General features: G+C 69.4%; 19 protein-coding genes and 1 pseudogene. 14 read left to right on the top strand and 6 right to left on the bottom strand.

The genetic code is table 11. The features are described from left to right. The first annotated feature begins 7 nt into the window (after positions 1 to 7). The 4 genes from lepB to DDF62_RS12375 all read left to right on the top strand — a co-directional run bounded on the left by lepB (position 8) and on the right by DDF62_RS12375 (position 3526). Complete coding sequence (lepB, locus tag DDF62_RS12390; protein WP_116489390.1) at positions 8 to 865, top strand: signal peptidase I; 858 nt, start codon at positions 8 to 10, stop codon at positions 863 to 865. A gap of 4 nt (positions 866 to 869) precedes the next feature. Continuing rightward, positions 870 to 1577: a ribonuclease III gene (gene rnc, locus DDF62_RS12385; protein WP_116489389.1), complete on the top strand. Its 708-nt coding sequence runs from the start codon at positions 870 to 872 to the stop codon at positions 1575 to 1577. Between the two features lie 151 nt (positions 1578 to 1728). After that, complete coding sequence (gene era, locus DDF62_RS12380; RefSeq protein WP_058350501.1) at positions 1729 to 2679, top strand: GTPase Era; 951 nt, start codon at positions 1729 to 1731, stop codon at positions 2677 to 2679. Then, positions 2672 to 3526 carry an arylamine N-acetyltransferase family protein gene (locus DDF62_RS12375; protein ID WP_116489388.1) on the top strand — a complete coding sequence of 285 codons (855 nt, stop codon included), beginning with the start codon at positions 2672 to 2674 and terminating at the stop codon, positions 3524 to 3526. The genes era and DDF62_RS12375 overlap by 8 nt, the downstream gene beginning before the upstream one ends. Positions 3527 to 3533: 7 nt before the next feature. Here DDF62_RS12375 and DDF62_RS12370 read toward each other — a convergent pair whose 3' ends face one another. Further along, positions 3534 to 4526 carry a hypothetical protein gene (locus DDF62_RS12370; RefSeq protein ID WP_116489387.1) on the bottom strand — a complete coding sequence of 331 codons (993 nt, stop codon included), beginning with the start codon at positions 4524 to 4526 and terminating at the stop codon, positions 3534 to 3536. Positions 4527 to 4708: 182 nt separating this feature from the next. Between DDF62_RS12370 and recO the strand changes: the two genes are divergently transcribed. Next, positions 4709 to 5440, top strand: a complete 732-nt coding sequence (gene recO / locus DDF62_RS12365) for a DNA repair protein RecO (protein ID WP_116489506.1) — start codon at positions 4709 to 4711, stop codon at positions 5438 to 5440. An 18-nt stretch (positions 5441 to 5458) separates the two neighbouring features. Here recO and DDF62_RS12360 read toward each other — a convergent pair whose 3' ends face one another. After that, positions 5459 to 8281, bottom strand: coding sequence for a TonB-dependent receptor (locus tag DDF62_RS12360; RefSeq protein WP_133244920.1), 2823 nt, complete (start codon positions 8279 to 8281; stop codon positions 5459 to 5461). Positions 8282 to 8401: 120 nt separating this feature from the next. Here DDF62_RS12360 and DDF62_RS12355 point away from each other — a divergent pair, with 120 nt between their 5' ends. The 9 genes from DDF62_RS12355 to DDF62_RS12315 all read left to right on the top strand — a co-directional run bounded on the left by DDF62_RS12355 (position 8402) and on the right by DDF62_RS12315 (position 16948). Next, the gene (locus tag DDF62_RS12355; protein ID WP_058350497.1) at positions 8402 to 9067 is read left to right on the top strand and encodes a response regulator transcription factor; all 666 of its coding nucleotides are present in this window, start codon (positions 8402 to 8404) and stop codon (positions 9065 to 9067) included. 5 nt (positions 9068 to 9072) lie between these two features. After that, a complete protein-coding gene (locus DDF62_RS12350; RefSeq protein WP_208866859.1) occupies positions 9073 to 10485 on the top strand; it encodes an ATP-binding protein in 1413 nt (470 codons plus the stop codon). Between the two features lie 87 nt (positions 10486 to 10572). Continuing rightward, positions 10573 to 10785, top strand: coding sequence for a hypothetical protein (locus DDF62_RS12345; RefSeq protein ID WP_116489384.1), 213 nt, complete (start codon positions 10573 to 10575; stop codon positions 10783 to 10785). Between the two features lie 76 nt (positions 10786 to 10861). Then, positions 10862 to 13141 (top strand): DNA topoisomerase IV subunit A, encoded by a 2280-nt coding sequence (gene parC / locus DDF62_RS12340; RefSeq protein WP_116489383.1) that lies wholly within the window; start codon positions 10862 to 10864, stop codon positions 13139 to 13141. A gap of 69 nt (positions 13142 to 13210) precedes the next feature. Continuing rightward, the gene (locus tag DDF62_RS12335; protein WP_116489382.1) at positions 13211 to 14626 is read left to right on the top strand and encodes a serine hydrolase domain-containing protein; all 1416 of its coding nucleotides are present in this window, start codon (positions 13211 to 13213) and stop codon (positions 14624 to 14626) included. Positions 14627 to 14721: 95 nt separating this feature from the next. Then, a complete protein-coding gene (locus tag DDF62_RS12330; protein ID WP_101717660.1) occupies positions 14722 to 14976 on the top strand; it encodes a DUF3297 family protein in 255 nt (84 codons plus the stop codon). A gap of 31 nt (positions 14977 to 15007) precedes the next feature. Beyond that, positions 15008 to 15247: a hypothetical protein gene (locus DDF62_RS12325; RefSeq protein WP_116489505.1), complete on the top strand. Its 240-nt coding sequence runs from the start codon at positions 15008 to 15010 to the stop codon at positions 15245 to 15247. Positions 15248 to 15328: 81 nt separating this feature from the next. Then, on the top strand, positions 15329 to 16207 hold the full coding sequence (locus tag DDF62_RS12320) for a hypothetical protein (protein WP_208866858.1): 879 nt from the start codon (positions 15329 to 15331) through the stop codon (positions 16205 to 16207). Positions 16208 to 16420: 213 nt separating this feature from the next. Further along, complete coding sequence (locus DDF62_RS12315; RefSeq protein WP_101717662.1) at positions 16421 to 16948, top strand: MarR family winged helix-turn-helix transcriptional regulator; 528 nt, start codon at positions 16421 to 16423, stop codon at positions 16946 to 16948. Here DDF62_RS12315 and DDF62_RS12310 read toward each other — a convergent pair. From DDF62_RS12310 to DDF62_RS12300, 4 genes and pseudogenes are all read right to left on the bottom strand, one after another. Beyond that, complete coding sequence (locus DDF62_RS12310) at positions 16900 to 17949, bottom strand: P1 family peptidase (protein ID WP_116489381.1); 1050 nt, start codon at positions 17947 to 17949, stop codon at positions 16900 to 16902. The genes DDF62_RS12315 and DDF62_RS12310 overlap by 49 nt on opposite strands. 100 nt (positions 17950 to 18049) lie before the next feature. Then, positions 18050 to 18162 (bottom strand): annotated as a pseudogene (locus tag DDF62_RS26200) (hypothetical protein); the annotation flags it as partial. 23 nt (positions 18163 to 18185) lie between these two features. Next, on the bottom strand, positions 18186 to 19166 hold the full coding sequence (locus DDF62_RS12305; protein ID WP_116489380.1) for a sensor histidine kinase: 981 nt from the start codon (positions 19164 to 19166) through the stop codon (positions 18186 to 18188). Between the two features lie 171 nt (positions 19167 to 19337). Next, a complete protein-coding gene (locus DDF62_RS12300) occupies positions 19338 to 22628 on the bottom strand; it encodes a TonB-dependent receptor domain-containing protein (RefSeq protein ID WP_116489379.1) in 3291 nt (1096 codons plus the stop codon). Positions 22629 to 23121 lie beyond the last annotated feature (493 nt).

Here is a 23121-nt window from a genome sequence, read left to right as displayed (position 1 = left end):
CGCGCGCATGACCGAAGCCGTCGAGACCACGCCCCCCGAAGAAGAAAAGGGCGGCGCCGTCAACGAATTCATCGAGATCATCAAGACCGTGGCCTACGCCCTGGGCATCGCCCTGGTGCTGCGGGTGCTGCTGTTCCAGCCGTTCACGATCCCGTCGGCCTCGATGGAGCCCAACCTCTATCAAGGCGACTACATCATCGTCTCGAAGTTCTCGTACGGCTATTCCAAGCACTCGATCCCGTTCAGCCCGCCGCTGTTCAAGGGCCGCATTCTCGGTGCGGCGCCCAAGCGCGGCGACATCATCGTCTTCAAGCTGCCGCGCGACGGCCATGTCGACTACATCAAGCGCCTGGTCGGCCTGCCGGGCGACAAGATCCAGGTCCGCGGCGGCGCGCTCTACATCAATGGCAAGGCGGTCAAGCGCCAGGAGCAGGCCGACGTCCTGGTCGACAGCGGCTACGGCTTCACCCAGCCGATGAAGCGCATCCAGGAAACCACGCCGGAAGGCCGCACCTACCTGACCCAGGCCGACGCCGGCCCCGACACGCAGGGCGACAACACCGGCGTCTATGAAGTGCCGGAAGGCTGCTACTTCTTCATGGGCGACAACCGCGACAACTCGGCCGACAGCCGTTTCAACCCGGGCATCTCGCCGTTCAAGACGGACTCGGGAACCTGCAAGTGGAACTACGAGAACGACCAGTTCACCGGCGACGCCATCGGCGTGGGCTTCGTCCCGGCCGAGAACCTGGTCGGCAAGGCGCAGATCATCCTGCTGTCGTGGAACGCCGACGCGCACCTGTTCAAGCCGTGGACCTGGTTCATGGACGCGCGTCCGAGCCGCTTCTTCCGCGTGTTGAAGTAAAGCCATGGCCGTGAAGGACAGACGGGTCGCCGCCGTCGGCGACCTGGAGCGCCGGATCGGTCATCGGTTCGAGGATCGCGAACTGCTCGAGCAGGCCCTGACCCACGCCAGCGTCGGCGACGGCGCCAAGGCCAAGGTCCGCGACAACGAGGTGCTGGAGTTCATCGGCGACCGGGTGCTGGGGCTCCTGGCCGCCGAGGCCCTGGCCGAACGCTTCCCCAAGGCCAAGGAGGGCGAGCTCGCCCCGCGCCTGAACGCCCTGGTCAGCCGCGAGACCTGCGCGCGTGTGGCCAAGGGCGCCGAGCTTGGTCCGGCCCTGCGCCTGTCGGCCTCGTCGAGCAAGATCGGCGGCCGCGAGACGGAATCGATCCTGGCCGGCGCCTGCGAGGCCTTGATGGCGGCCTTGTACCAGGACGGCGGGCTGGAGCTGGCCCGCAAGGTGTTCCTCGACCTGTGGTCCGAGGAGTTCGACCGGGCCGGGCAGGGGCGTCCTCGCGATCCCAAGACGGCGTTGCAGGAATGGGCGCAGAGCAAGGGTCGGCCGCTGCCGAGCTATCGCGTGCTCGACCGCACCGGTCCCGACCACGCGCCGGAGTTCACCGTCGAGGTCAGCGTCAAGGACGTCGATCCGGCCATCGCCAAGGGCAAGTCGAGGCAGGAGGCCGAAAAGGCCGCCGCCAAGGCGCTGCTGGAGCGGGTCCAAGGCACTTAAGGAGGCATCTCCCTTCCCCCTTTGATGGGGGAAGGGTCGGGGATGGGGGTTATGCGGCGGTTCAGCCGGCAAGGCCCGAAAACACCCCCACCCAACCCTCCCCCATCAAGGGGGAGGGCTTTTGCAGTGCTCTGTGCTACACGCACGCCCAATGACTGAAAACACCTCCAACACCCGCGCCGGGTTCGCCGCCATCATCGGCGCGCCGAACGCCGGCAAGTCCACCCTGGTCAACCGCATGGTCGGGGCCAAGGTCTCGATCGTCACCCAGAAGGTGCAGACGACGCGCTTCCCCGTGCGCGGCGTCGCCCTGGCCGGCGACACCCAGATCGTCCTCGTCGACACCCCCGGGATCTTCAGCCCGCGCCGCCGCCTCGACCGCGCCATGGTGCGCTCGGCCTGGGCCGGCTCGGAAGAGGCCGAGGTCACCGTCCACCTCGTCGACGTGCAGGCCGAACTGGCCGACCGCGCCCGCAACGCCACCCCGGCCGAGCACCGCGCCGTGCAGGACGTCCAGACCATCATCGAGGCGCTCAAGGAGAGCGGCCGCAAGGTGATCCTGGCGCTCAACAAGATCGACGGCATCAAGCGCGACACCCTGCTGGCCGTCGCCAAGGACTTCTTCGACACCGGCGTCTATACCGACGTCTTCATGATCAGCGCCGAAACCGGCGCGGGCGTCGACGACCTGACCGCCAAGCTGGCCTCGATGATGCCCGAGAGCCCCTGGCTCTATCCGGAAGACCAGACGGCCGACCTGCCGGCCCGCCTGCTGGCCGCCGAGATCACCCGCGAGAAGATCTATCTGCGTGTTCACGAGGAGCTGCCCTACGCGGCCTCGGTGGAGACCACTTCGTTCGAGGAGCGCGCCGACGGCAGCGCCCGCATCGAGCAGACCATCTATGTCGAGCGCGAGGGCCAGCGCGCCATCGTGCTGGGCAAGGGCGGCCAGGTGCTGAAGTGGATCGGCCAGGCCTCGCGCGAGGAACTGCAGGACATCCTGGACCGCAAGGTGCACCTCTTCCTGCACGTGAAGGTCAAGGAGAACTGGGCCGAGGAACGCGGCCTGTTCAGCGACATGGGCCTCGACTTCGATGTTTGACGCTCCGGCGGTCGCCGCGGTGGACCTCGACGCCTATTTCGCGCGGATCGGCCACGCCGGCCCGCGCGAGCCGACGCTTCAGACCCTGCGGGCGATCTGCCAGAAGCACCCCGACGCCATCCCGTTCGAGAACCTCGACGTGCTGCTGGGCCGGGGGATCAGCATCGTTCCGGCCGACGTCGACGCCAAGCTGATCACCGCCGGTCGCGGCGGTTACTGCTACGAGCAGAACAGCCTGCTCAAGCGGGTGCTGGCCGCCCTCGGCTTCCAGGTCGAGGGCCTGATGGCGCGGGTGCTGTGGATGGCGCCGGAAGGCGCGCCGCCGCGTCCGCGCTCGCACCAGGTGCTGGGCGTGACGATCGACGGCGAGACCTGGCTGGCCGACGCCGGCTTTGGCGGCTGCGTGCTGACCGCGCCGCTGCGCCTGTTCGCCGCCGGCGACCAGGCCAGCCCCAACGGCGCCTTCCGCGTCGTCGATGCCGAATGTGACGGCGTGGTCGAGCGTCAGGTGCAGGCCGATCTCTCGGGCCGCTGGGCGCCGCTCTACCAGGTGGCCCAGGGCGCCTGGGCGAGCGTCGACTACGAGCAGGCCAACTTCTTCACCTACACTCATCCCAGCTCGCACTTCACCTGGAGCATGACGGTGGGGCGCACGACGCCGACCGCTCGCTACGCCTTGAAGAACAATCGCCTGACCCACCGCGACGCCACCGGAGCGCTGGTCGAGCAGCGCGACCTGTCGGTGGACGAGCTGGAAGCGATCCTGCGCGACGTCATCGGCCTGCCGGTCGAAGCCGACTGGCGTCCGGTGCTGGAGAAGGTCGTGGCCTGGGGGACGCCGGCCTAAGGCCGCTTCAGACCCCCTTCGGCGGCCTGGCCCAGCTCTGCGCCGGCAGGCGCTCGTCCGGCTGGTGATGCAGGTCATAGCGGGTGAGCTTGGCGTTGCGCAGGTGGGATTCCAGTTCGTCGATGTCGGACTGGCGGGCGAAGAACAGCTTTTCGCCGTCCGATTCCCACCGGCCGCGCGAAGCTCTCAGCACGTCGAGGGCCGCCAGGGTTTCCTCATAGGTGCTGCGGCGCAGGTCGGCGCGGACATTGCCGGCCGCCGCCGCCGCGCGCTCGTCGGCGGTCAGGCGGGCGTAGATGTGGTCGCGCACCAGCGCGGGCGCGTCGGCCTTGCGCACCGCCGCCTCGATGGCGGCCCTGGTCCTGGCCTGGCGGGCGACGTCTTCGGCAGCGGTCTGTTCCATCAGATCGAGCGTCTTGCGCAGACGGGCGCTGGCGGTCTGGACTTCGGCCTGCGAGGCGATGGTGATCGGCGAGATCACCAGCATGCGCTCGGTGGCCTCGTAGTGCGGCTTCAGGGCTGCGATCGCCGCGGCGTCGGCGGCGCGCTCGCTTGCGGCTATGGCCAGCAGCTCGGCCTTCAGTTCGGGTTCGGCGTCCCAGGCCTTTCGAGCCTTGCCAAGCGCGATCTGCTTTTCGACGTACCAGACGCCGTGCACCGACATCGGCGCCAGCACCGAGGTCGCGAAGATCGCGATGGCGATGACGTTGAAGCTGGCCGGGCCCATCGAGGCGTCGCGAGAGCGCACGTAGCCGAAATAAAGGCCGGCCCAGAGCGCCACGGCCAGCACGCCGCAGGGCACCAGCGAGAACAGGAAACGGGTATTCAGCAGCTCCGACGGGTCGAACACGCGGCTGTCGCCGCGCATCTGGGCCAGGCTGTAGGCCGCAATGATCGCCACGCCGATCAGGGCCGTGACGATCACCGCCGGCCAGACGTTCTTGGGCTTGTCCAGCTTGCGGCTGTAGATGTGCGAAGCGATCAGAGATTCATCGGTCATGGCGCCCCCCGGCTCGATGCGACCTGCTTAGTGTCTCGACCATGGGGCGTGCAATGGCGGCGTGCTCGCCTTTCGCGCGTCGGGGGGTTTTGCGGTCGTCGCCGGGGCGTCGTATGCACGCTCATGCCCTCGATGCGAACCGCGCCGCCGACCCTCATGCCCCGATTGGGAGCCGCCCGATGATGGAGTGGGAGGACGACGCCTTCGTGCTGTCGGCGCGGGCGCACGGCGAGACCGGCGCCATCGTCGAGCTGCTGACCCAGGACCGCGGCAAGTTCGTCGCCCACGTGGCCGGCGCGGCCTCGCGGCGGATGAAGCCGTTCCTGCAGGCGGGCGCGCGGGTCATCGCCCGTTATCGCGCCCGGGTCGCCGACCAGATGGGCTCGGCCCAGCTGGAGCCGATGGGGGAGGGGCCGTCGTCGCTGTTCGACGATCGCCTGGCCCTGGCCGGCCTGCAGTCGGCCGCCGCCGTCGCCGCCGGGGCCCTGCCCGAGCGCGAGCCGCATCCCGGCGCGTTCCTGGCGCTGGAAACCCTGATCCGGGTGCTGGAGATCCCCGACATCTGGCCGGCCGTCTATGTGCGCTACGAGGCGGGGCTGCTGCAGGACCTGGGGTTCGGCCTGGATCTGTCCAAGTGCGCGGCCACCGGCGATGTCGACGATCTGGTCTATGTCAGCCCGCGCACGGGGCGGGCGGTCAGCCGCAAGGCCGGCGCGCCCTATCAGGACAAGCTCTTGCCGTTGCCGCCGTTCCTGCTGTCGTCGCAGGGGGGGCTTTCCGAGGGCGACGTGAAGGCCGGCCTCGACATCACCGGCCACTTCCTCGAGCAGTTCGTGTTCGGCCCGCTGAACCGCCCGCTGCCGCCGGCCCGCATGTGGCTGCTGGACCGGCTGGGCGAGGCGGGGCGGCTCTAGAGGCCGCCCCGGCCAGTCCTAGAAGAACACCTTGCGCACGCTCAGGCGCACGCTGCGGCCGAGCGGGTCCAGGTAGTCTTCCTGGTAGGTGATCGGCGTGCCGCCGGCGGCGTTGCGCACCTGCTGCTTCTCGTCGAACAGGTTGGTGACGCCGAAGGTCACCCGCGCGCCGCGCAGCACCGGGTACTTGGCCACCAGCTCGCGACGGGCGCCCAGGTTGGCGAACAGGCGCAGGTTCACCGTCGTCAGGTCGGAGAATTTCAGCGTGCCCGTCGAGCTGCCGGTGGTTCCGCCGGTGACCTCGGTGCCTTCCTTCCAGTTGGCGGTCAGGCGCGCCCCCATCCCCTGCTTGGTGAAGCCCAGCTGGGCCTCGAGCTCGTTGCGGGGCGAGCCGCCGCTGTTGCCCAGGGCGTCGCCGTCAAGCAGGTCCAGCGGGGTTCCGCCGTCGGTGATGTAGATCCGGTCGCGCAGGCGCACGGTGTGGAACAGCGCGAGCTGCAGGCGCGCCGCGCCGAAGCCGGGGGGCGGGCCGCCGAAGCCGCCGCCGGGACCACGACCGCCGAAGCCGCCGCCCGGACCGCCGGGACCGCCAAAGCCGCCGCCGGGACCGCCCTGGTCGCCGCCCGGACGCGGGGCGTCGGAGGACGGCTGGGCGTTGTCGCCGCCGGCGCGCTGTTCGCCGCCGCGGTCGCCGCCCTGGCGCATGGCGCCTTGCAGCAGCTCCATGCCCGGAGGCTGGGCGCCTTCGGTCGCCTGGGCCTGGGCCTGGCCTTGCGTCGCCTGGGTCTGAGCCTGTTGACCGCTCGTGGCCTGGCCGTCCTGGCCGCGACGGCCTTCGCCGCGTCCTTCGCCACCCTGGCCCTGGCGTTCGCGCCAGCGCTGCATCTCCTCGGGCGTCGGGGTGGGGCGGGGCGGCGTCTTGCCGATCTGGCGGCTGTAGTTGAGGCCCCAGCGGATCTGGTCGCTTTCGCGCTTGGCGAAGTTCACCGGGCGGGCATCGATGCGGACCAGGCGGCCGTCCTCGTCACGCACGAAGCGGTCGGGGAAGGCGTCCTCCGTGGCGGCCGTGGCGCTGGGGAAGGACGAGATCGGATTGTCGGTGCGGGTGCGCATGTAGCTGGCGTTGATCGACAGCCCTTCGACGACCGGCGGCTTGAGGGTGAAGCCCAGTCTGACGACGTTCTTTTCCTCGGCCTTCAGGTCCGGATTGCCGCCGGTGATGCGCGAGATCAGCACGCTTTCGCCGCGGACATAGTCGAAGGTGGTCACGTCCAGGGTCGTGACCTGGGCCCCGCCCAGCTGCGACATGCTGGGCGCGGTCTCCTGGTTGTTCACCGAGACGATGAAGCTGATCGGCTTGAGCGGCGACCAGTTGAGCCCGTAGCCCACCGAGGTCAGCGTCCCGAAGTCCGAAAGCTGGTTGGCCGACAGGTTGAGATTGGCCGACAGGTCGCCGACCTTGGCCATGAAGTTGTTCTTCCGGCTGGTGATCGGCACGTCGAAGCTGACTTGGCCGCTGGCCGTGCCGCGCGACAGGTCCGCGCTGCTTTCCGTGACGCCCTGGGCGCCGTTGCGGCGCGACCAGGAGTCGACCCAGGCGCCTTCGGCCCCCAGCTTGATGCTGGTGGAAATGTCGCCCGCAGGCAGGCGCGTCAGCGCGCCGTTCATCACCAGCTGGGTGTTGAGCGTATCGCTGGTCGAGCTGGCGCGGTCCTTGAGGAAGCTGCCGGTGGGCAGGCCCGCGCGCGGATCGAAGGTCGGGTCCAGATCGTCGAGCCTGTCCTGCAGTTCGTCGATGCGGGGGGCGCGATCGGTGCTGGTGCGGCTTTCGTCGTGATCGTAGTTGCCGGTCAGGTTCCAGCGCCACGACTTCATCGAGCCGTCGAGGGTGAAGCCGCCATGGGCGTTCCAGGACCGGCTCCACTGCTCCATGGCGCCCAGGTCGGTCAGATAGCGATAGACGCTCTCGTCGCCGCCCGACAGCGAGAACGGGCTGGCGGCCGGCACGTCAAATTCGGCCCGCGCCAGGCCCGACAGCGACTGGCTCTGGTCGTAGGACAGGCTGCCGTTGACCGTGGCCGAGATCCCGTTCTCGAGAATGCGGTTGTAGACGCCGTTGTACGACAGGCTGTCGGTGCGCGGCCGCAGCGTGCGGTAGGGCGTAAGGTCGCCGACATAGTTGTCGCTGGCCCCGCGCGAGATGATGTCGCGGTCGCTTTCGAGCAGCTTGTCGCTGTGGGCGTACTTGAAGGCGGTGTTCAGGCGGCCCTGGCGGTTGAGGCGCAGGGTGCTGGAGTCGAATTGCTCGGTGGTCTGGCCGCCGTCGGTGGGCGAGGCGACGCTGATCTCGCCGGTGCGGGCGCGGAAGCGCTGGCGCAGCACGATGTTCACCACCTTCTGGTCGGCCGAATAGCCGTACTTCAGGGCCACTTCCTCGGGCAGGATCTCGACGCGCTGGATGGCTTCGGTGGGGATGTCGCGGATTTCGCCCATGCCCGAGATGCGCCGGCCGTTCAGCAGCGTGACGGGCGCGCCGCCGCCGGCGCTGGCGGTCTGGGCCGACAGTTCCGACAGGAGTTCGGTCACCGAGCTGACGCCCAGCGAGCGCACGTCGGCGGCGTTGAAGGTGGTCTCCGGCTGGATGTCGCCCAGCACCGCGCCGTACTGGCGCTGGCCGGTGACGACGATGCCCTCGACCTCGACGTCCAGGTCGGCGTCCGACGCGGCCTGCTGGGCGGGCTGGCGCGGGGGCTGGGTCGGCGCGGCCGTTTCCTGGGCGTACAGCATCGTCGGCGTGATGCAGCCCAGCAGACCCGCCAGGAGGGCCATCTTCCTCGTCATTCCAATCCCCAAATCTCGAACCGAATCCCTCGATTGCAGCCTCTGTAACGCACGCAACCTCGACGTAGCCTGAACGAACTGGTTCAGGTTCGGTTTGGGTTCGTCGGCTATGGATGAGGCATGCGCATCCTGTTGGTCGAAGACGACGCGCCGCTGGCCGAAAGCATCGCCCAGGCCCTGCGCGAAGAGCAGTTCGCGGTGGATATCGCCGCCGACGGCGAGACCGGCGCGCACCTGGGCGCCACCGAAACCTACGCCGCCGCCGTGCTGGACCTGGGCCTGCCCAAGCAGGACGGCCTGTCGGTGCTGCGTGGCTGGCGGGCCCAGAACCGGCCGCTGCCGGTGCTGATCCTCACCGCCCGCTACGGCTGGACCGAGAAGGTCGAGGGCTTCAAGGCCGGCGCCGACGACTATCTGACCAAGCCGTTCCGGGTGGAGGAGCTGGTGATGCGCCTGCGGGCGCTGGTGCGGCGTTCGGCCGGCCATCACGGCCCGCGCATCGTCTGCGGCCGCCTGACCTTCGACGCCCAGATGGGCGGGTTCGAGTTCGACGGCATGCCGCTGAAGCTGACCAGCTTCGAGTGGCGGGTGCTGTCGTGCCTGATCCTGCGCAAGGAGGTGGTGGTCGAGCGGATGGACATCCTGGAGCAGGCCTACGAGGGCGACGCGGGCGGGGATTCCAACTCGCTGGAGGTCATCGTCGGCCGGCTGCGGCGCAAGATCGGCCACGAGATGATCGAGACCGTGCGCGGCCGCGGCTATCGCCTGACGGCGGGGGCGGCGTGAGGGGCGTGCTGAACTCCATCCGGGCCCGGCTGCTGATCAGCGGCGTGCTGTTCACCATCGTGGCGGTGGTGCTGGCTGCCCTGACCATCCGCCCGACGCTGGACCAGTTCGTGCGTCGCAACGTCGACGCCAGCCTGGAATCGCAGATCTCGGTGCTGGCGCGGGCGGTGAAGTCCGATGGCACGCTCGATCAGGACCGCATCCAGTCGGTCGGCCCGTTCATCCGCCGCGGCGCGGGCTGGGCCTGGGTGGTCAGGGGCCCGGCGGGCGTGCTGCGTTCGCAGACCGTGGCCTCGGTCGAGCCCAGGCAGGGCGAGGGGCCGCCGCCCTGGCCGCGTCCGGAGCGTGACCGCGACCGGGATCGCATGCCCCAGCGCGAGATGCGGCCCGACAAGCCGCCGACCGCGCCGCTGAAGGAGTCGCGTCGCTGGCGTTCGCGCAGCGGCTGGAACGAGAGCTTCTATTTCCGCACCCTGACCATCAGCACCAGCCGCGGGCCGGTGACGGTCACCGCCGGCGCGCCGCGCTACATCCGCGACCGCATGCGCGACGAGGGCCTGAGGCCGCTGCTGCTGTCGCTGGGCGTATTGGGCGTGGGCTTGCTGGCGGCGATGATCGGCCAGCTGGAACTGGGTCTGAGGCCGCTGCGCAAGCTCGGCGCCTCGCTGGCGGCCGTGCGCGCGGGCGAGCAGCGCCGGATCGACGACAAGCAGCCGCGCGAGCTGGAGCCGGTCGTCGCCGAGCTCAACGCCCTGCTGGACCACAACGAGCAGGCCCTTGCGAAGGCCCGCAGCCACGTCTCCAACCTGGCCCATGGCCTGAAGACCCCTCTGGCCACCCTGGCCGTGCGCCTGGCCGAGCCAGGGCGCGATCCCGACGGCAGCCTGGCCAGCCTGATCGCCCAGATCGACGGGGCGATCGGCCATCACCTGGGCCGGGCCCGCGCCGCCTCGCCGGGCGCGCCGGGACGGCCGGCCCTGCCGGTGCGGTCGCGTCTCGACGACCTGGTGGCGGCGCTGTCGCGGATCCACGCCGCCGCCGGCGTACGGGCCGAGCTGGACGTGGCCGACGACCTCTATGTCGCCTGCGACCCGCAGGACTTCGACGAGATGACCGGCAACCTGCTCGACAACGCCTGGAAGTTCGCCGAGCGCACGGTGCGGGTCACCGGCCGTCGCGAGGGCGCCCGCGTGGTGCTCGACATCGACGACGACGGGCCGGGCCTGACCGACGAGGCCGCCGCCGCCGCCCTGGTGCCGGGCAGCCGCCTGGACGAGCGCGGGGCCGGTCATGGTTTCGGCCTGCCGATCGCTCTGGAACTGGCCGAACTGCACGACGGCGCCCTGACCCTGGGTCGCGCCCCGATCGGCGGCCTGCGCGTGACCCTGGCCCTGCCGGCCCGCAGCGCCGAGGCCTGAGAAGCGCCAGTGTTCCCAATGCCGTGATCGGTCGGGCAGGCGACCAACGGCCGCGCTTGGCGTGGTAAAGTCACGGTGAGGACCGTGATGAAAACCTATACCTTTGTCTGTTTGGCCGGAAACCAGGTCGCCACGGCGGTCGATATCCAGGACCTGGCCGAGGACGCCTACCGGCGCCACGCCTTGTCGCTGCTGCGTGACCACGCCAGCGCCGAGACGATCGAGGTGTGGCGGGACGAGGCCGTGATCGCCCTCGTCGAGCGGGCAGGGGCCTTTCTGGGGGCGCCCGCGGCGGGATAAGCCGCAAAAACCCCGTCGCGCCTCGAATCGAGCGCCGCATATCTGCTAGGCTGACGGGCCGAAACGAATCTGACTGATGAACAAGCCCGTCCTTCCTCCCCCCGGCGGTCCCGGCGACGGCGACCGCATCCTCGAAGAGCCGCTGACCGAGGCGCTGTCCAAGCGCTATCTGGCCTATGCGCTGTCGACCATCGGCTCGCGGGCGCTGCCCGACGTCCGCGACGGCATGAAGCCGGTGCACCGTCGCGTGCTCTACGCCATGAGCAACATGCGCCTGAACCCCGAGTCCGCCGCGCGCAAGTGCGCCAAGGTGGTCGGCGAGGTGATGGGTAACTTCCACCCGCACGGCGACCAGTCGATCTACGACGCCCTGGTGCGCTTGGCCCAGGACTTCTCCCAGCGCATTCCGTTGGTCGAGGGGCAGGGCAACTTCGGCAACATCGACGGCGATAACGCGGCGGCCATGCGTTACACCGAATGCAAGATGACGGAGGCGGCGACGCTTCTGCTCGACGGCATCGACGAGGACGCGGTCGACTTCCGCCCGACCTATGACGGCCAGGACGAGGAGCCGGTGGTCCTGCCGTCGGGCTTCCCCAACCTCTTGGCCAACGGCTCGGCCGGCATCGCCGTCGGCATGGCCACCTCGATCCCGCCGCACAATCCGGCCGAGCTGATCGACGCCTGCCTGCTGTTGCTTTCGAACCCCGAAGCCACGACCGCCGAGATCCTCGAGCGCGTGCCGGGACCGGACTTCCCGACCGGCGGCGTCATCGTCGAGCCGGCCGCGTCCCTGCTCGAAACCTACGAGACCGGTCGCGGCGGCGTCCGCACACGCGCCAAGTGGGAACGCGAGGAGACCGGCCGCGGCACCTACCAGATCGTCGTCACCGAGATCCCGTATCAGGTGAAGAAGTCGGATCTGGTCGAGCAACTGGCCGACCTGATCGAGAGCAAGAAGGCAGCCCTCTTGGGCGACGTCCGCGACGAGAGCGCCGAGGACATCCGTCTCGTCCTCGAGCCGAAGTCCAAGAACGTCGAGCCCGAAGTGCTGATGGAGAGCCTGTTCAAGCTCTCGGCGCTGGAAAGCCGCTTCTCGGTCAACATCAACGTGCTGGACGCGCGCGGCACGCCGGGCGTCATGGGCATCAAGTCGGCCCTGATGGCCTTCCTGGCCCACCGCCGCGAGGTGCTGACCCGCCGGGCTCGCCACCGCCTGGCCAAGATCGAAGCCCGCCTGCACATCCTCGACGGCCTGCTGATCGCCTACCTCAATCTCGACGAGGTGATCCGCATCGTCCGCTACGAGGACAAGCCGAAGGAAAAGCTGATCGAGGCCTTCGGGCTCTCGGACATCCAGGCCGACGCCATCCTCAACACTCGCCTGCGCCAACTGGCCAAGCTGGAGGAGATGGAGATCCGCCGCGAGCACGCCGAACTGGTGGAAGAGCGTGACGGCATCCTGGCCATGCTGGCCAGCGACAAGAAGCAGTGGGATCTGGTCGGCACGGGTCTGCGCCAGGTGCGCGCCAGCCTCATCAAGATCAAGCACCCGCTGGACAAGCCGCGCCCCACGGGCGTGACCGGCCGCTCGGTGTTCGACGTGGCGCCGGTGGTCGACGCCGACGCCGCCATCGAGGCGATGATCGTTCGCGAGCCGATCACGATCATCCTGTCGGAGCGCGGTTGGATCCGCGCCGCCAAGGGCAAGATCGACGACCCGTCGGAGCTGAAGTTCAAGGAAGGCGACAAGCTGGGCTTCCTGGTCCCGGCCGAGACCACCGACAAGCTGCTGCTGTTCACCTCGGACGGCCGCTTCTTCACGCTGGGCTGCGCCAACCTGCCGTCGGCGCGGGGGCATGGCGAGCCGGTGCGGATGATGATCGAGCTCGACGACAAGGTGAAGATCATCGACGTCTTCCCGTTCAAGGCCGGCCGCAAGCGCATCCTGGCCTCCAAGCAGGGCTACGGCTTCCTGCTGCCGGAAGAGGAGGCGCTGGCCAACCGCAAGGCGGGCAAGCAGGTGCTGACCGTCGACTCCGCCGGTGCGGCCTTCTGCCTGGAAGCCGTCGGCGACCAGCTGGCGGTGGTGGGCGACAACGGCAAGATCCTGATCTTCCCGCTGGAAGAGCTGCCGGAAATGCCGCGCGGCAAGGGCGTCAAGTTGCAGGCCTACCGCGAGGGCGGACTGCGCGACGGCCTGTCGTTCAACGCCGAGACCGGCGGCTACTGGATCGACACGGCCCTGCGCCGTCGCGAATGGACCGACTGGCAGACCTTCGTCGGCCGCCGGGCCGGCGCCGGCAAGCTGGCGCCCAAGGGCTTCCCGACCCAGAAGCGTTTCCGTCCCAAGTGATGTGATATGGCGAGAGCCGGCGTCTTCGGCGCCATGCTCTCGCCAACCCTCTGAGAGAAAAGTCGACTTATGAGCTTGTGGCGCAAGTCCGTCGGGGCCCTGGCCGGGTTCCTGGGCCTGACCGCCGCCCATCCGGGCGTGGCGAGCGCCCTGCCGCGCGCCAAGCCCGAGGCGGTGGGCTTTTCGTCCGAGAAGCTCAAGCGCGTCGACGAGACCATGCAGCGCCTGGTCGACCAGGGGCAGATCGCCGGCGGCGTCACCTTGCTGGCCCGCCACGGCAAGGTCGTCAGCCAGACGTCCTACGGCAAGCGCGCTCTGGACCAGCCCGAGGCCATGCCGGCCGACGCGATCTTCCGCATCCGCTCGGAGACCAAGCCGGTCACGGGCGTGGCCATGCTGATCCTCTATGACGAGGGACGCTGGAAGCTCGACGACCCGATCACCAAGTTCATCCCCGAGTTCGAGGGGCTGCGTGTCGCGAGCGGCGTCGACGCCTCGGGCCGTCCGATCCTGTCGCCGATCAGCCGCCCGCCGACCATGCGCGAGCTGATGACCCACACGGCTGGCTTCGCCTACGGCATCGCCGACGACCCGGGCAGTCAGGCCGACCAGGCCTACTACCGCGCCGGCGTGCTGCAGTCGGACTCGCTGTTCTCGATGGTGCAGAAGATCGCCGGCCTGCCGATGTACGCCGAACCTGGCAAGCTGTGGCGCTACAGCGTCGCGGCCGACATCCAGGGCCTGATCATCGAGCGCCTGTCGGGCCAGGCCTTGCCGGTGTTCATGCAGCAGCGCATCTTCAAGCCGCTGAAGATGAAGGACACCGCCTTCTGGGTTCCGGCCGACAAGGCCGCGCGCCTGGCGGCGATCTACGACGCCGATCCGGTGACCGGAAAGCTCGTGCCGGCGGTAGAGGGCGGCTGGCGCGACGTCACCAAGCCGCCCCCGGCGCCGTCCGGCGGCGGCGGCCTGCTGTCGACGGCCGGCGACTTCGCCCGCTTCGCCCAGATGATCCTCAACGGCGGCGACCTGGACGGCGTGCGCATCCTCGAGCCCGAGACGGTGGCGATGATGCGGCTCAATCATCTGCCGCCCAGCTTCCAGGTCACCACCGACGGCACGTCGGGCGTGCTCAAGCCCGGCCAGCAGAAGGCCTTCCCCTTCGCGCTGGGCATGGGCTACGGCATCGACGTGGCGGTGGCCGTCGATCCGGCCGCCTCGGGCGCGCCGGTCGGTCCCGGCACGATCAGCTGGGGCGGCAGCGCCGGCACCTGGTTCTGGATCGATCCGGCCAACGACCTGTTCTTCGTTGGCATGATCCAGCGCCTGGGCGGGGTGGGCCCGGGCCTCGACGCCGAGACCCGCAAGTGGGTCTATCAGGCCCTTGAAAGGCCGCCGGTCCGCCAGGCCGCCAACGCGCCGCCTCACGCTCCGCCGGCGCCCGCCAAGGGCGGCTCCAGCGGCCGCGCGCCTTCCATCCGCTGAGGCTTTCGGCCCAAGCGCTTGGATTTCCCGTCTTTCCTCGCTATCACGCCCGCTTCGGCGGGCCGTCCCGCCCCAAGATCTCGAAAGCCGACCCGATGAGCGATACGCCTCCCGACCGCCTGTCCGCCAACCCCGACAGCCCGTACTACGACGCCGAAGCGCTCGAGCGCGGCGTCGGCATCCGCTTCAAGGGCGTCGAGAAGACCAATGTCGACGAATACTGCGTCAGCGAAGGCTGGGTGCGGGTGACCGCCGGCAAGACCGTCGACCGCAAGGGCAACGCCATGACCATCAAGCTGCAAGGCGAGGTCGTGCCGTACTTCCGCGACGCCGAAACCTCGGCCGAGTAGGACGCGCGTGAGCGATCCCGACCTGCAGGCCATGGCCGACGACGAGCTGTCGCGGGCCATGACCCTGTCCTGGCGCGAACTGTCGAAGGTGATTCCCTGGGGAGACACCTTCGACGGCATCTCGCCCGCCGGCCGCAACGTCGAGGTCGAGCGCAACTACCTGTGGGCCGCCCAGGATGGCGGCGACATCCTGTGCGAAGTCGCCGTCTATGGTGGCGAGACCCGCTATGACCAGGGCGCCCGCGCCCGCGGGGTAATTTCCCGCCGCTGATCCCAACCTTGGCCGTGCAAGCGTCACGCGCATGCGTTAACCGTAACGTTGCTCGTCGAACGATGCATGCGGGAGGGTGGGGTGTATCAATCCGAGTTTCCGGTCGAGACGCCGGTGCCGATCTTCGATCCGACCTTGCTGGCCGGCATCGCCCTGATCACCCTGGCCGTCGCGGCCCTGGCCTTCTGCGCGGGGCGCTTCACCGGCCGCAAGGGGAGGGACGAGCGCTGGCGCGACGTGCCCAAGACCATTCACAAGGCGATTCTCGCCCGCTGCGTGGCCGCCACCAGCGCGCCGACGGGCGAGCTGCTGCGTCGCGCCGAGGAGCTGGTCGCCGAAGTCGAGGCCCGGGTCGGAGCGCTGATCGAGTTCGCCGCCTGCGGCAAGGCGCTGAAGAGTCTCGATAAGGCCTGCCAGGGCCATTTCCCCAAGCCCGAGGCCAAGCACGAGCCCAAGGCCAACAAGTCCTGCACCTGCGGCCACAAGGCCAAAGACGAGGGCAAGCATGGTCACGAGGCCGGGCCGGCGTCCGCACCGTCCTCCACATGCAAGGCCCCCGCGCCCTGCCAGTGCGTGATCTGCTGCGTGCCGGTCACCGTCGGCGGCCTGGCCCTGGCCACGCCTCAGGTGAAGATCAGCAGCAAGCAGACCGTCATCGTCAACGCCAACTGCGCGCCCGTGGCCGCCCCGGCCGCCACGCCGCAGCATCACGCCTGCACTTGCGGAGCCGGCGTCCACGGCAAGGACCAGGAGGACGAGCACAAGCCCGAGCCGCCGCTGGAGTGGAGCGAGCACATGCGCCGCCTGCGGCTGGCCGTGGTCGAGTTCGCCGACGTCTGGAACAGCCCTGACAACCTGCGTCTTCTGGAGCGCTGCCAGAGGCAGCTCACCCATACCGAGGCCGCGCCAAAGGTCGGCCACGGGCGCGACGACGGCCACGGCGGCGGTCACGACCACTAAAGGCGCCGCTTGGTTGAGCGCGGTTAGGTGCGTATGCTCATGCGGCGGGCGAAACGCCCGCTTTCCGCCATGGTTGAAGGCGGTCGATTGAGAGCGTTTTCATCGCGGCGCCAGATCGAGGTGCGCCTGCGGTGGGTTGCCAGGGCGTGATTCGGCGTAGAGACGGCTCCGTCTTCGCGGGCCGCGGGCCGGAGCAGGAGGAAAGGAACAGGCATGGCCGCGACGGTCTCATCCCTGACGCCGGGTACGCCGGACGTCGCCAGTGAACAGCTGTCGCTTTCGGACTATGTGCCGTATCGCCTTGCGACGGCCTCCAGCGCCGTCAGTCGCCTGATCGCTCGCGCCTACGAGGACCGCTTCGGTCTGTCGATCCCGCAATGGCGTCTGATGTCGATCCTGATCGAGGGCCCGCTGACCCAGCACCAGGCCGTGGCCCGCACCGCCATGGACAAGGTGCGCGTCAGCCGCGCCGCCCAGGACCTGGTCGAGCGCCGCCTGGTGGCGCGGATCACCAACCGCACCGACCGCCGCTCGCACACGCTGGAACTGACCGCCGCCGGTCGTCGCCTGTTCGCCGAGATCCGTCCGCTGGCCCTGGCCTACGAGGCCGCGCTGCTGGCCGGCCTGGCGCCGGGCGAGGTGGCGACCCTCAAGCGGCTGATGGGCCGCCTGGAAGCCGCCGCCGTCCAGCTCTACGGCGCCGACGCCCCGCCGGAAGTCCCGCCGGTCTCCGAGGACTGAGTTTCGGAACGCTGGGCTTCGTAGGCTCCGCGAGCAATGGCTCGCGCCAGGGTGTCGGCCGCCGCCGAGCCCAGCCGAGCCAGAGCAATGGATCGGCCCGGACCGTCGCCCAGGCTCTGCGCGCCTGACGCCAGGGCGAAGACGATGTCGCCGTCGAAGGGCGTGTGGACCGGCCGGATCGCCCGCGCCAGCCCGTCCTGGGCCATCATCGCCAGCCGCGTGCATTCGGCCGTCGTCAGGTCGGCGGTGACGGCGACCACGGCCAGGGTGGTGTTGGCCCCCGCCTGAAGCCGGCCCAGCGCGGCCAGCTTCGAGTTCTCCGGGATCGGTTCGGCATCGACGGGGGCGTCGGGCGCGGGCCGCCTGCCGCCGAACTCTCCATCGATCTCCCAGGGCCAGGCCCAGAAGGTCTCGCCGTCTGCCATCCGCACCGAGCCCACCGGATTGACCGCCGCCAGGGCGCCGACGACCAGGCCCTCGCCGAGGTCGAGCGAGGCGCTGCCGATCCCGCCCTTGGCCAGGCCCGCCATGGCTCCGAGGCCCGCGCCGACCGAGCCCAGGGCGAACACCTTGTCGGCGGCCGCCGCGGCCTCGACGCCCAGCCAGCGGTAGGGCGGATCCAGGCCCCAGTCCTTGTCGCCGCCGTTGCCCAGGTCGTGCAGCACGGCCGCCGGCACGATCGGGATGGCGGGCGAGGTCGGGGCCAGGCGGATGCCGCGTCCCGCCGCCGACAAGGCCGCCACGACGCCGTCGGCCGCGCCCAGGCCGAACACCGAGCCGCCCGAAAGGCAGATGGCGTGGGCCTTGCTGAAGTTGTTCTCGGGTTTGAGCACATCGGTCTCGCGGGTGCCCGGTCCGCCGCCGCGGACGTCGACGCCGGCGGTCCAGGCGTCGGGGCAGAGCAGGGCGGTGACGCCAGACCGCACCGCCTCGTCCTGGGCGTGGCCGACCAGCAGGCCCTCGACGTCGGTGATCAGGTTGCGGGGACCGGGACGAGGCATGGCGGGGCTCCGATGAGAACGCCCCCGTGTTTGAGACGAAAACCTCGTCCTTCGACAAGCTCGGTATGAGGTTTTTTGAGCGTTGTGTTTCGCCTCCCACCTAACGATCGTCATCCCGGGCGAAGGCGCGTAGCGCCGTAGACCCGGGACCCAGGGGAACCGCATTGCGCCGGCTCCTGGGTCCCGGCTCTCCGCTCCGCTGCGGCCGGGATGACGACGAGGGGAGGCAGGCGCCCCTAAACCGCCGGCGCGTAGCTCAGCCGGCAGACCGTCCAGCCGTCGACGCGGGCCATGGTGAAGGCGCCGCCCAGTTGGCGGGCCATGGCGTGGACGATGCGCAGGCCAAGGCTGGGCGAGGCGGCGGGCTCGAACCCGGCGGGCGGACCCGCGCCGTTGTCGCGGATGGTCAGCACGTGGCTGTCGCCTTCCTGCTCCAGCGCCACGACGATGCGACCGTCGCTGCCGGCCTCGAAGGCATGCTCCAGGGCGTTGTTGAAGCACTCGAGCATGACCAGGGTCACGGGCGTGGCCTGCTCGGGATGCAGCGGATCCTCGCCGCCCTCGACGCGGATGGCGTGGCGGGCGCCGAAGGCCTGGCCGGCGTCGTCCAGCAGGGCCTCGGCGAAGGCCCGGAACGGGGTCGGCTCGCCGGTCTGGTCGTGCAGCTGGCGCTGGATCTTGGCGATGGTCTCGATGCGGCCGCCGGCCTCGACCAGGGCGTGGCGGGCGTCCTCGTCCTTCATGCCCGACGATTGCAGGCGCAGCAGCGCGCCGACCATCTGCAGGTTGTTGCTCACCCGGTGGTGCATTTCGCGATAGAGCAGGTCGCGGCTGCGGGCGAGCTGCGCCTGGGCCTCGCGCTCCCGCGACAGGTGGCGCATGGCCTTGCGCATTCCGTCGATGAAGAAGATGTCGACCGCCGCCACGAAGACGTAGAACGTGATCGCCACCGTCGTGGCGAAGTCGACGTGGAAGCTGTCGTACGGCGGGATGAAGAAGTACCAGGCGCAGAGGCCCGACAGGGCGGCGCACAGGATGCCCGGGCCGCGCCCCGCGAAATAGGCGGTCAGCACGATGGCCGGAAAGAAGGTCAGGTACGGAAAGCCGGGCGGGAACCAGCTGTTGAGCGCCAAGCGCACGCCGAAGGCCCCGCCGGCGGCGGCGACCGCCAGGGCGTAGCCCCACGCGGCAGGAAGAGGCGTGCTCGCCCGCGACATGATCTTCGAAGAGCCCCGACTCGTCCGGCGACGAACGTTCCGCCACCGTGGGGAGAATATTTCCTAAAAAGACTTTCGGGTCACGGCAAATCCCCGTGTCGGTCTCCGGAGACGGAAAAGCCCGCCCATCGTGAGATGGACGGGCCTCCGAAGTCATCTTCCGGGCGGTGATCAGAACCGCTTGGAGATGTTCATGTACCAGTAGCGGCCGGTCGAGTTGTGCAGGGCGCCCGAGTAACCGAAGTTGCTCGAGGTGACTGGCGGCTCCTTGTCGGCGATGTTGCGCACGCCGACCCGCAGGGTCGAGCCGTCGAACTGGCCGCTGCTGAAGGCGTACTGGCCGTACAGGCTGACCGTGGTCCAGTCCGAGATCGGGAAGTACTGGCCGTTCACCTGTGCGGGACCGGTGTCGTAGGTCTCGCCGACATAGTTCACGAAGGCGCCCGCGCCCCAGCCGTCCTTGCGCCAGGTGAAGCTGGCCGTGCCGCGGAATTCCGGGAAGCCGTCCATCTTGATCTGGCTGCCGGCCGACGAGACGGTCAGGCCCGCCAGGGCGCCGCTGGCGATCGCCTCTTGCAGGATCTGCTCGATCGGGCTGGCCGACTGGTCGTACTTGGTCAGCTTGGCCACGTTCAGGTTGAAGCCGAAGTCGCCCCAGGGGGTGTCGTCCAGGTCGTAGGCCAGCGAGAAGTCCACGCCCTGAACCACGCGCGGCTGCAGGTTCATGTAGGTGTCGCTGATGTACGAGATGGCGCCGACGGTGTTCGTGCCGACCGGGGCGTCACGCACGACGTTGGGGTTGAAGCTGCCCTGCTGGCGCAGCAGCAGGTCGTAGGCGATCTGGTTGTAGCCGCCCAGGATGCCGATGACGTTCTTTTCCCGGATCGACCAGAAGTCGGTCGTCAGGGTCAGGCGGCCGTATTCCACCGGAATGAACTTGGGCTGGTAGACGAAGCCGATCGAGGCGTTGTCGGCGTCTTCCGGCTTCAGGTCCTTGTTGCCCTGGCGCACTTCCAGCGTCGAGGTGCTGGCGCAGGTCGTCGCCGTCGGGTTGTTGATCCGGCAGAAGGCGTAGTCGGGACGGCCGTTCGAGACGGTCGAGCCCTCGCTGTAGAATTGCGGCAGGTTCGGCGCGCGGAAGCTCTGCGACACCGAGGTGCGCAGCGACAGGCCCTGGCCGACCTTCCAGAGCAGGGCGCCCTTCGGCTTCAGCACGTTGCCGAAGTCCGAATAGTACTCGTCGCGGGCGGCCAGCTGCAGGGTGACTTCCTCGACGAACGGGATGTTCATCTCGGGCGAGATGATCGGCACGGCCAGTTCGGCGAAGGCCGAGCTGATGACGCGGTCGCCCTTGATGTCCGGCGAGCCGGAGGCCCCCAGGACGTCGCTGTTGTAGGTCACGCCGGTGACGCTGTTGGTGTAGGTCGTCGTGCCGTCCAGGCGGTCGTCACGGTCGTCCTTGTAGGTCTCGCGGCGCACTTCCACGCCCGAGGCGAAGCCGACGTCGCCGCCCGGCAGGGAGAAGAGGTCCTTCTTGGAGACCTTGAAGTCCCACATCGCCAGCGAGGTCTCGCTGATGCGATAGACGTCGATCAGGAACGAATTGATCGTCGCCTGGCTGTTGGGCGTGCCGTCCTCGCCCGACCAGTTGGTCTGCGAGCCGCCGTTGAACGGGTTGTAGGCGGTCGAGTCCGTACGGTTCAGCGCCTGCTGGAAGAGCGTGCTGCTGATGGCGTTGTGCGTCTTGTCCTTCGTGCGGGCGAAGGAGTAGAGGCCGGCCGACTCCCACTTCCAGCCGTCGCCGAACGCGCCCTTCAGGCCGCCCAGCAGGCGGTAGCTGTCCTCGGTGACGGTGTAGGTGCGCGGGCCGGCGTCCACCGGGCGATAGGTGGTGATGTTCATCGCCACGCCCGAGGCGCCGACGCCGGTCAGGCCCGACAGGCGGTTGGGGTTGGCGCTGCCGTTGGCCAGGGTGGTCGGGCCGAAGGGGTTCCAGTAGGCGTTGGCCGCGATGCTGATCGGGGCCGACGAGATCGGCGCCGACTGCTCGCGCTGGCCGGTGAACAGGGCGTGGTAGTAGCCGGCTTCACCGAAGAAGGTCATGCCGTTGTCGAGATCGCGCTCGACGGTGCTGAAGAGGTTGGTCCGCTCCAGGCCGCCCTTGAGGGTGCGCTGGGGGTTCTCGTCGTAGCGCAGGTCGCGGTCGGCGGCGCCGGTGATGGTGCCCGACCTGATGCAGATGTCGCCCGACAGGGTCGCGCTGCTGCAGCCGGCGGCGGTGTTGGCGATCGGCTCGATGTGGAACACGCCGGACGTGGTCAGGGCCACGCCGTTCTGGCGGGGCGCGGTCGACGACGGGATCAGCGTGAACGAACCCCAGGGGCTGGAGGTCGAGCGGTTGTCGAAGCTGGTGTTGCCGGCCCAGGGGGTGTTCGCGACGCGGTCGCGATGGTCTTCGCTGGCGGCGTAGTCGCGCTCGTCGGCCATCATGCGGCTGTGGGCGGTGTATGAGCCGAAGAAGGTCAGGCGGGTGCCGTCTTCCAGGCGCGTGCCGGCCTTCAGGTTGACCGTGCCTTCGCGATAGCCCGTGCCTTCCGAGCCGCCGACCTGGGCTTCGACGCGCAGGCCCTGGAACTTGGTGTCGAGCACGGTGTTGACCACGCCGGCCACGGCGTCCGAGCCGTAGAGGGCGCCGGCGCCGTCACGCAGCACTTCGACCCGCTTCACGCCGGCCACGGGCAGGGCGTTGGTGTTGACGGTCTGCACCGGCACCAGGTTCTCGGTCTGGGTGCCCGGGTGCAGCACGGCGCGGCGGCCGTTCAGCAGGGCCAGGGTGTTGCCGGTGCCCAGGCTGCGCAGGTTCAGCGACGAGACGTCGCCGCGGGCGTCGTTGAGGTTGCCGGTGGTGCGGGCTTCCTGGAACTGGACGTCGCCGGCCTGCGGGATCGAGCGGAACAGCTCGTCGCCCGACACGGCGCCGGTGGCGATGATGTCCTTCTCGGTCACGACCGAGACGGGGAGGGCTTCGGTCGTACGGGCGCCTTCGATCTGGCTGCCGACCACGATGATGGCTTCGACTTCGGCGACTTCTTCGGGAGCCGCGTCAGTCGCGGCGGCTTCCGACTGGGGGCGGGCGGCCGGCGCGGCGCGCAGGGTGATGGTCTTGCCGTCGTCCGAGGCGACGACCAGGCCGGCGGCGTCGGCCAGGCGCTTGAGGGCCTCGGCGTCCGACAGGTCGCCGGTCACGGCGGGCGTGGTGCGGCCGGTGGCGGCCTCGTACGGGAACAGCACCTGCTTGCCGGTCTGCTTGGCGTAGGTCTGCAGCGCCGACACCGCGTCCTGCGGCGGGATGTTGAAGGTGTGGCGCGAGCCCTGGGCGGCGGCCTGACCGGCGATGGTCAGAACGGCGGCCGAGGCCAGCAGCAGGCCGCGGACGGTCCGGCGGCGTTGGTTCGTACGCATGGACAAGTTCGAATTACCCCTTTGTCCGCCGCGCCCCCTCGACGCGGCGTTCTTATCGCCTTCGACGGGGGACCGTGGGGAAACCTCCAGTCGGCGACCGAAATTTTGTGGCGGCGGTGTGACGAGTGTGGCGCCGGCGCCACTTTCGGAGGAACTCCCCCTGTGGGGGAGGCGATCGCGTAGCGATCGGTGGGGGGATGACTTTCAAACGTCTCGAAAGCTGAAAATGGCCCCCTCCGTCCGCTTCGTCCAAGATGCTCCCCCTGAAGGGGGAGCTGTCGCCCCCGGGGTCCGGCCAAAGGCCGGCCCGAGGATAAACTCCGCCGACTGAGGGGGACGGGAGTGCGGGTGTCGGGGATGTGCTGACCTCATCAGGACCTTCCCCCTCCGGCCCTTCGGGCCACCTCCCCCTTCAGGGGGAGGATCTTTGGCGAGGAACCTCCCCCTCTGGGGGAGGCGGCCGAAGGCCGGTGGGGGGGCGGTTTCAGCTTTC

The organism is Caulobacter radicis, from assembly GCF_003094615.1.
Taxonomy (GTDB): domain Bacteria; phylum Pseudomonadota; class Alphaproteobacteria; order Caulobacterales; family Caulobacteraceae; genus Caulobacter; species Caulobacter radicis.
The sequence above is the reverse complement of the archived record's forward strand: the minus strand, read 5'-3'. Positions and strand labels throughout refer to the sequence as shown.

Coding starts and splice junctions, on each gene's coding strand:
- lepB (WP_116489390.1), top strand. CDS start 8: ATGACCGAAGCCGTCGAGACCACGCCCCCCGAAGAAGAAAAGGGCGGC.
- rnc (WP_116489389.1), top strand. CDS start 870: ATGGCCGTGAAGGACAGACGGGTCGCCGCCGTCGGCGACCTGGAGCGC.
- era (WP_058350501.1), top strand. CDS start 1,729: ATGACTGAAAACACCTCCAACACCCGCGCCGGGTTCGCCGCCATCATC.
- DDF62_RS12375 (WP_116489388.1), top strand. CDS start 2,672: ATGTTTGACGCTCCGGCGGTCGCCGCGGTGGACCTCGACGCCTATTTC.
- DDF62_RS12370 (WP_116489387.1), bottom strand. CDS start 4,526: ATGACCGATGAATCTCTGATCGCTTCGCACATCTACAGCCGCAAGCTG.
- recO (WP_116489506.1), top strand. CDS start 4,709: ATGGAGTGGGAGGACGACGCCTTCGTGCTGTCGGCGCGGGCGCACGGC.
- DDF62_RS12360 (WP_133244920.1), bottom strand. CDS start 8,281: ATGACGAGGAAGATGGCCCTCCTGGCGGGTCTGCTGGGCTGCATCACG.
- DDF62_RS12355 (WP_058350497.1), top strand. CDS start 8,402: ATGCGCATCCTGTTGGTCGAAGACGACGCGCCGCTGGCCGAAAGCATC.
- DDF62_RS12345 (WP_116489384.1), top strand. CDS start 10,573: ATGAAAACCTATACCTTTGTCTGTTTGGCCGGAAACCAGGTCGCCACG.
- parC (WP_116489383.1), top strand. CDS start 10,862: ATGAACAAGCCCGTCCTTCCTCCCCCCGGCGGTCCCGGCGACGGCGAC.
- DDF62_RS12335 (WP_116489382.1), top strand. CDS start 13,211: ATGAGCTTGTGGCGCAAGTCCGTCGGGGCCCTGGCCGGGTTCCTGGGC.
- DDF62_RS12330 (WP_101717660.1), top strand. CDS start 14,722: ATGAGCGATACGCCTCCCGACCGCCTGTCCGCCAACCCCGACAGCCCG.
- DDF62_RS12325 (WP_116489505.1), top strand. CDS start 15,008: ATGGCCGACGACGAGCTGTCGCGGGCCATGACCCTGTCCTGGCGCGAA.
- DDF62_RS12315 (WP_101717662.1), top strand. CDS start 16,421: ATGGCCGCGACGGTCTCATCCCTGACGCCGGGTACGCCGGACGTCGCC.
- DDF62_RS12310 (WP_116489381.1), bottom strand. CDS start 17,949: ATGCCTCGTCCCGGTCCCCGCAACCTGATCACCGACGTCGAGGGCCTG.
- DDF62_RS12305 (WP_116489380.1), bottom strand. CDS start 19,166: ATGTCGCGGGCGAGCACGCCTCTTCCTGCCGCGTGGGGCTACGCCCTG.
- DDF62_RS12300 (WP_116489379.1), bottom strand. CDS start 22,628: ATGCGTACGAACCAACGCCGCCGGACCGTCCGCGGCCTGCTGCTGGCC.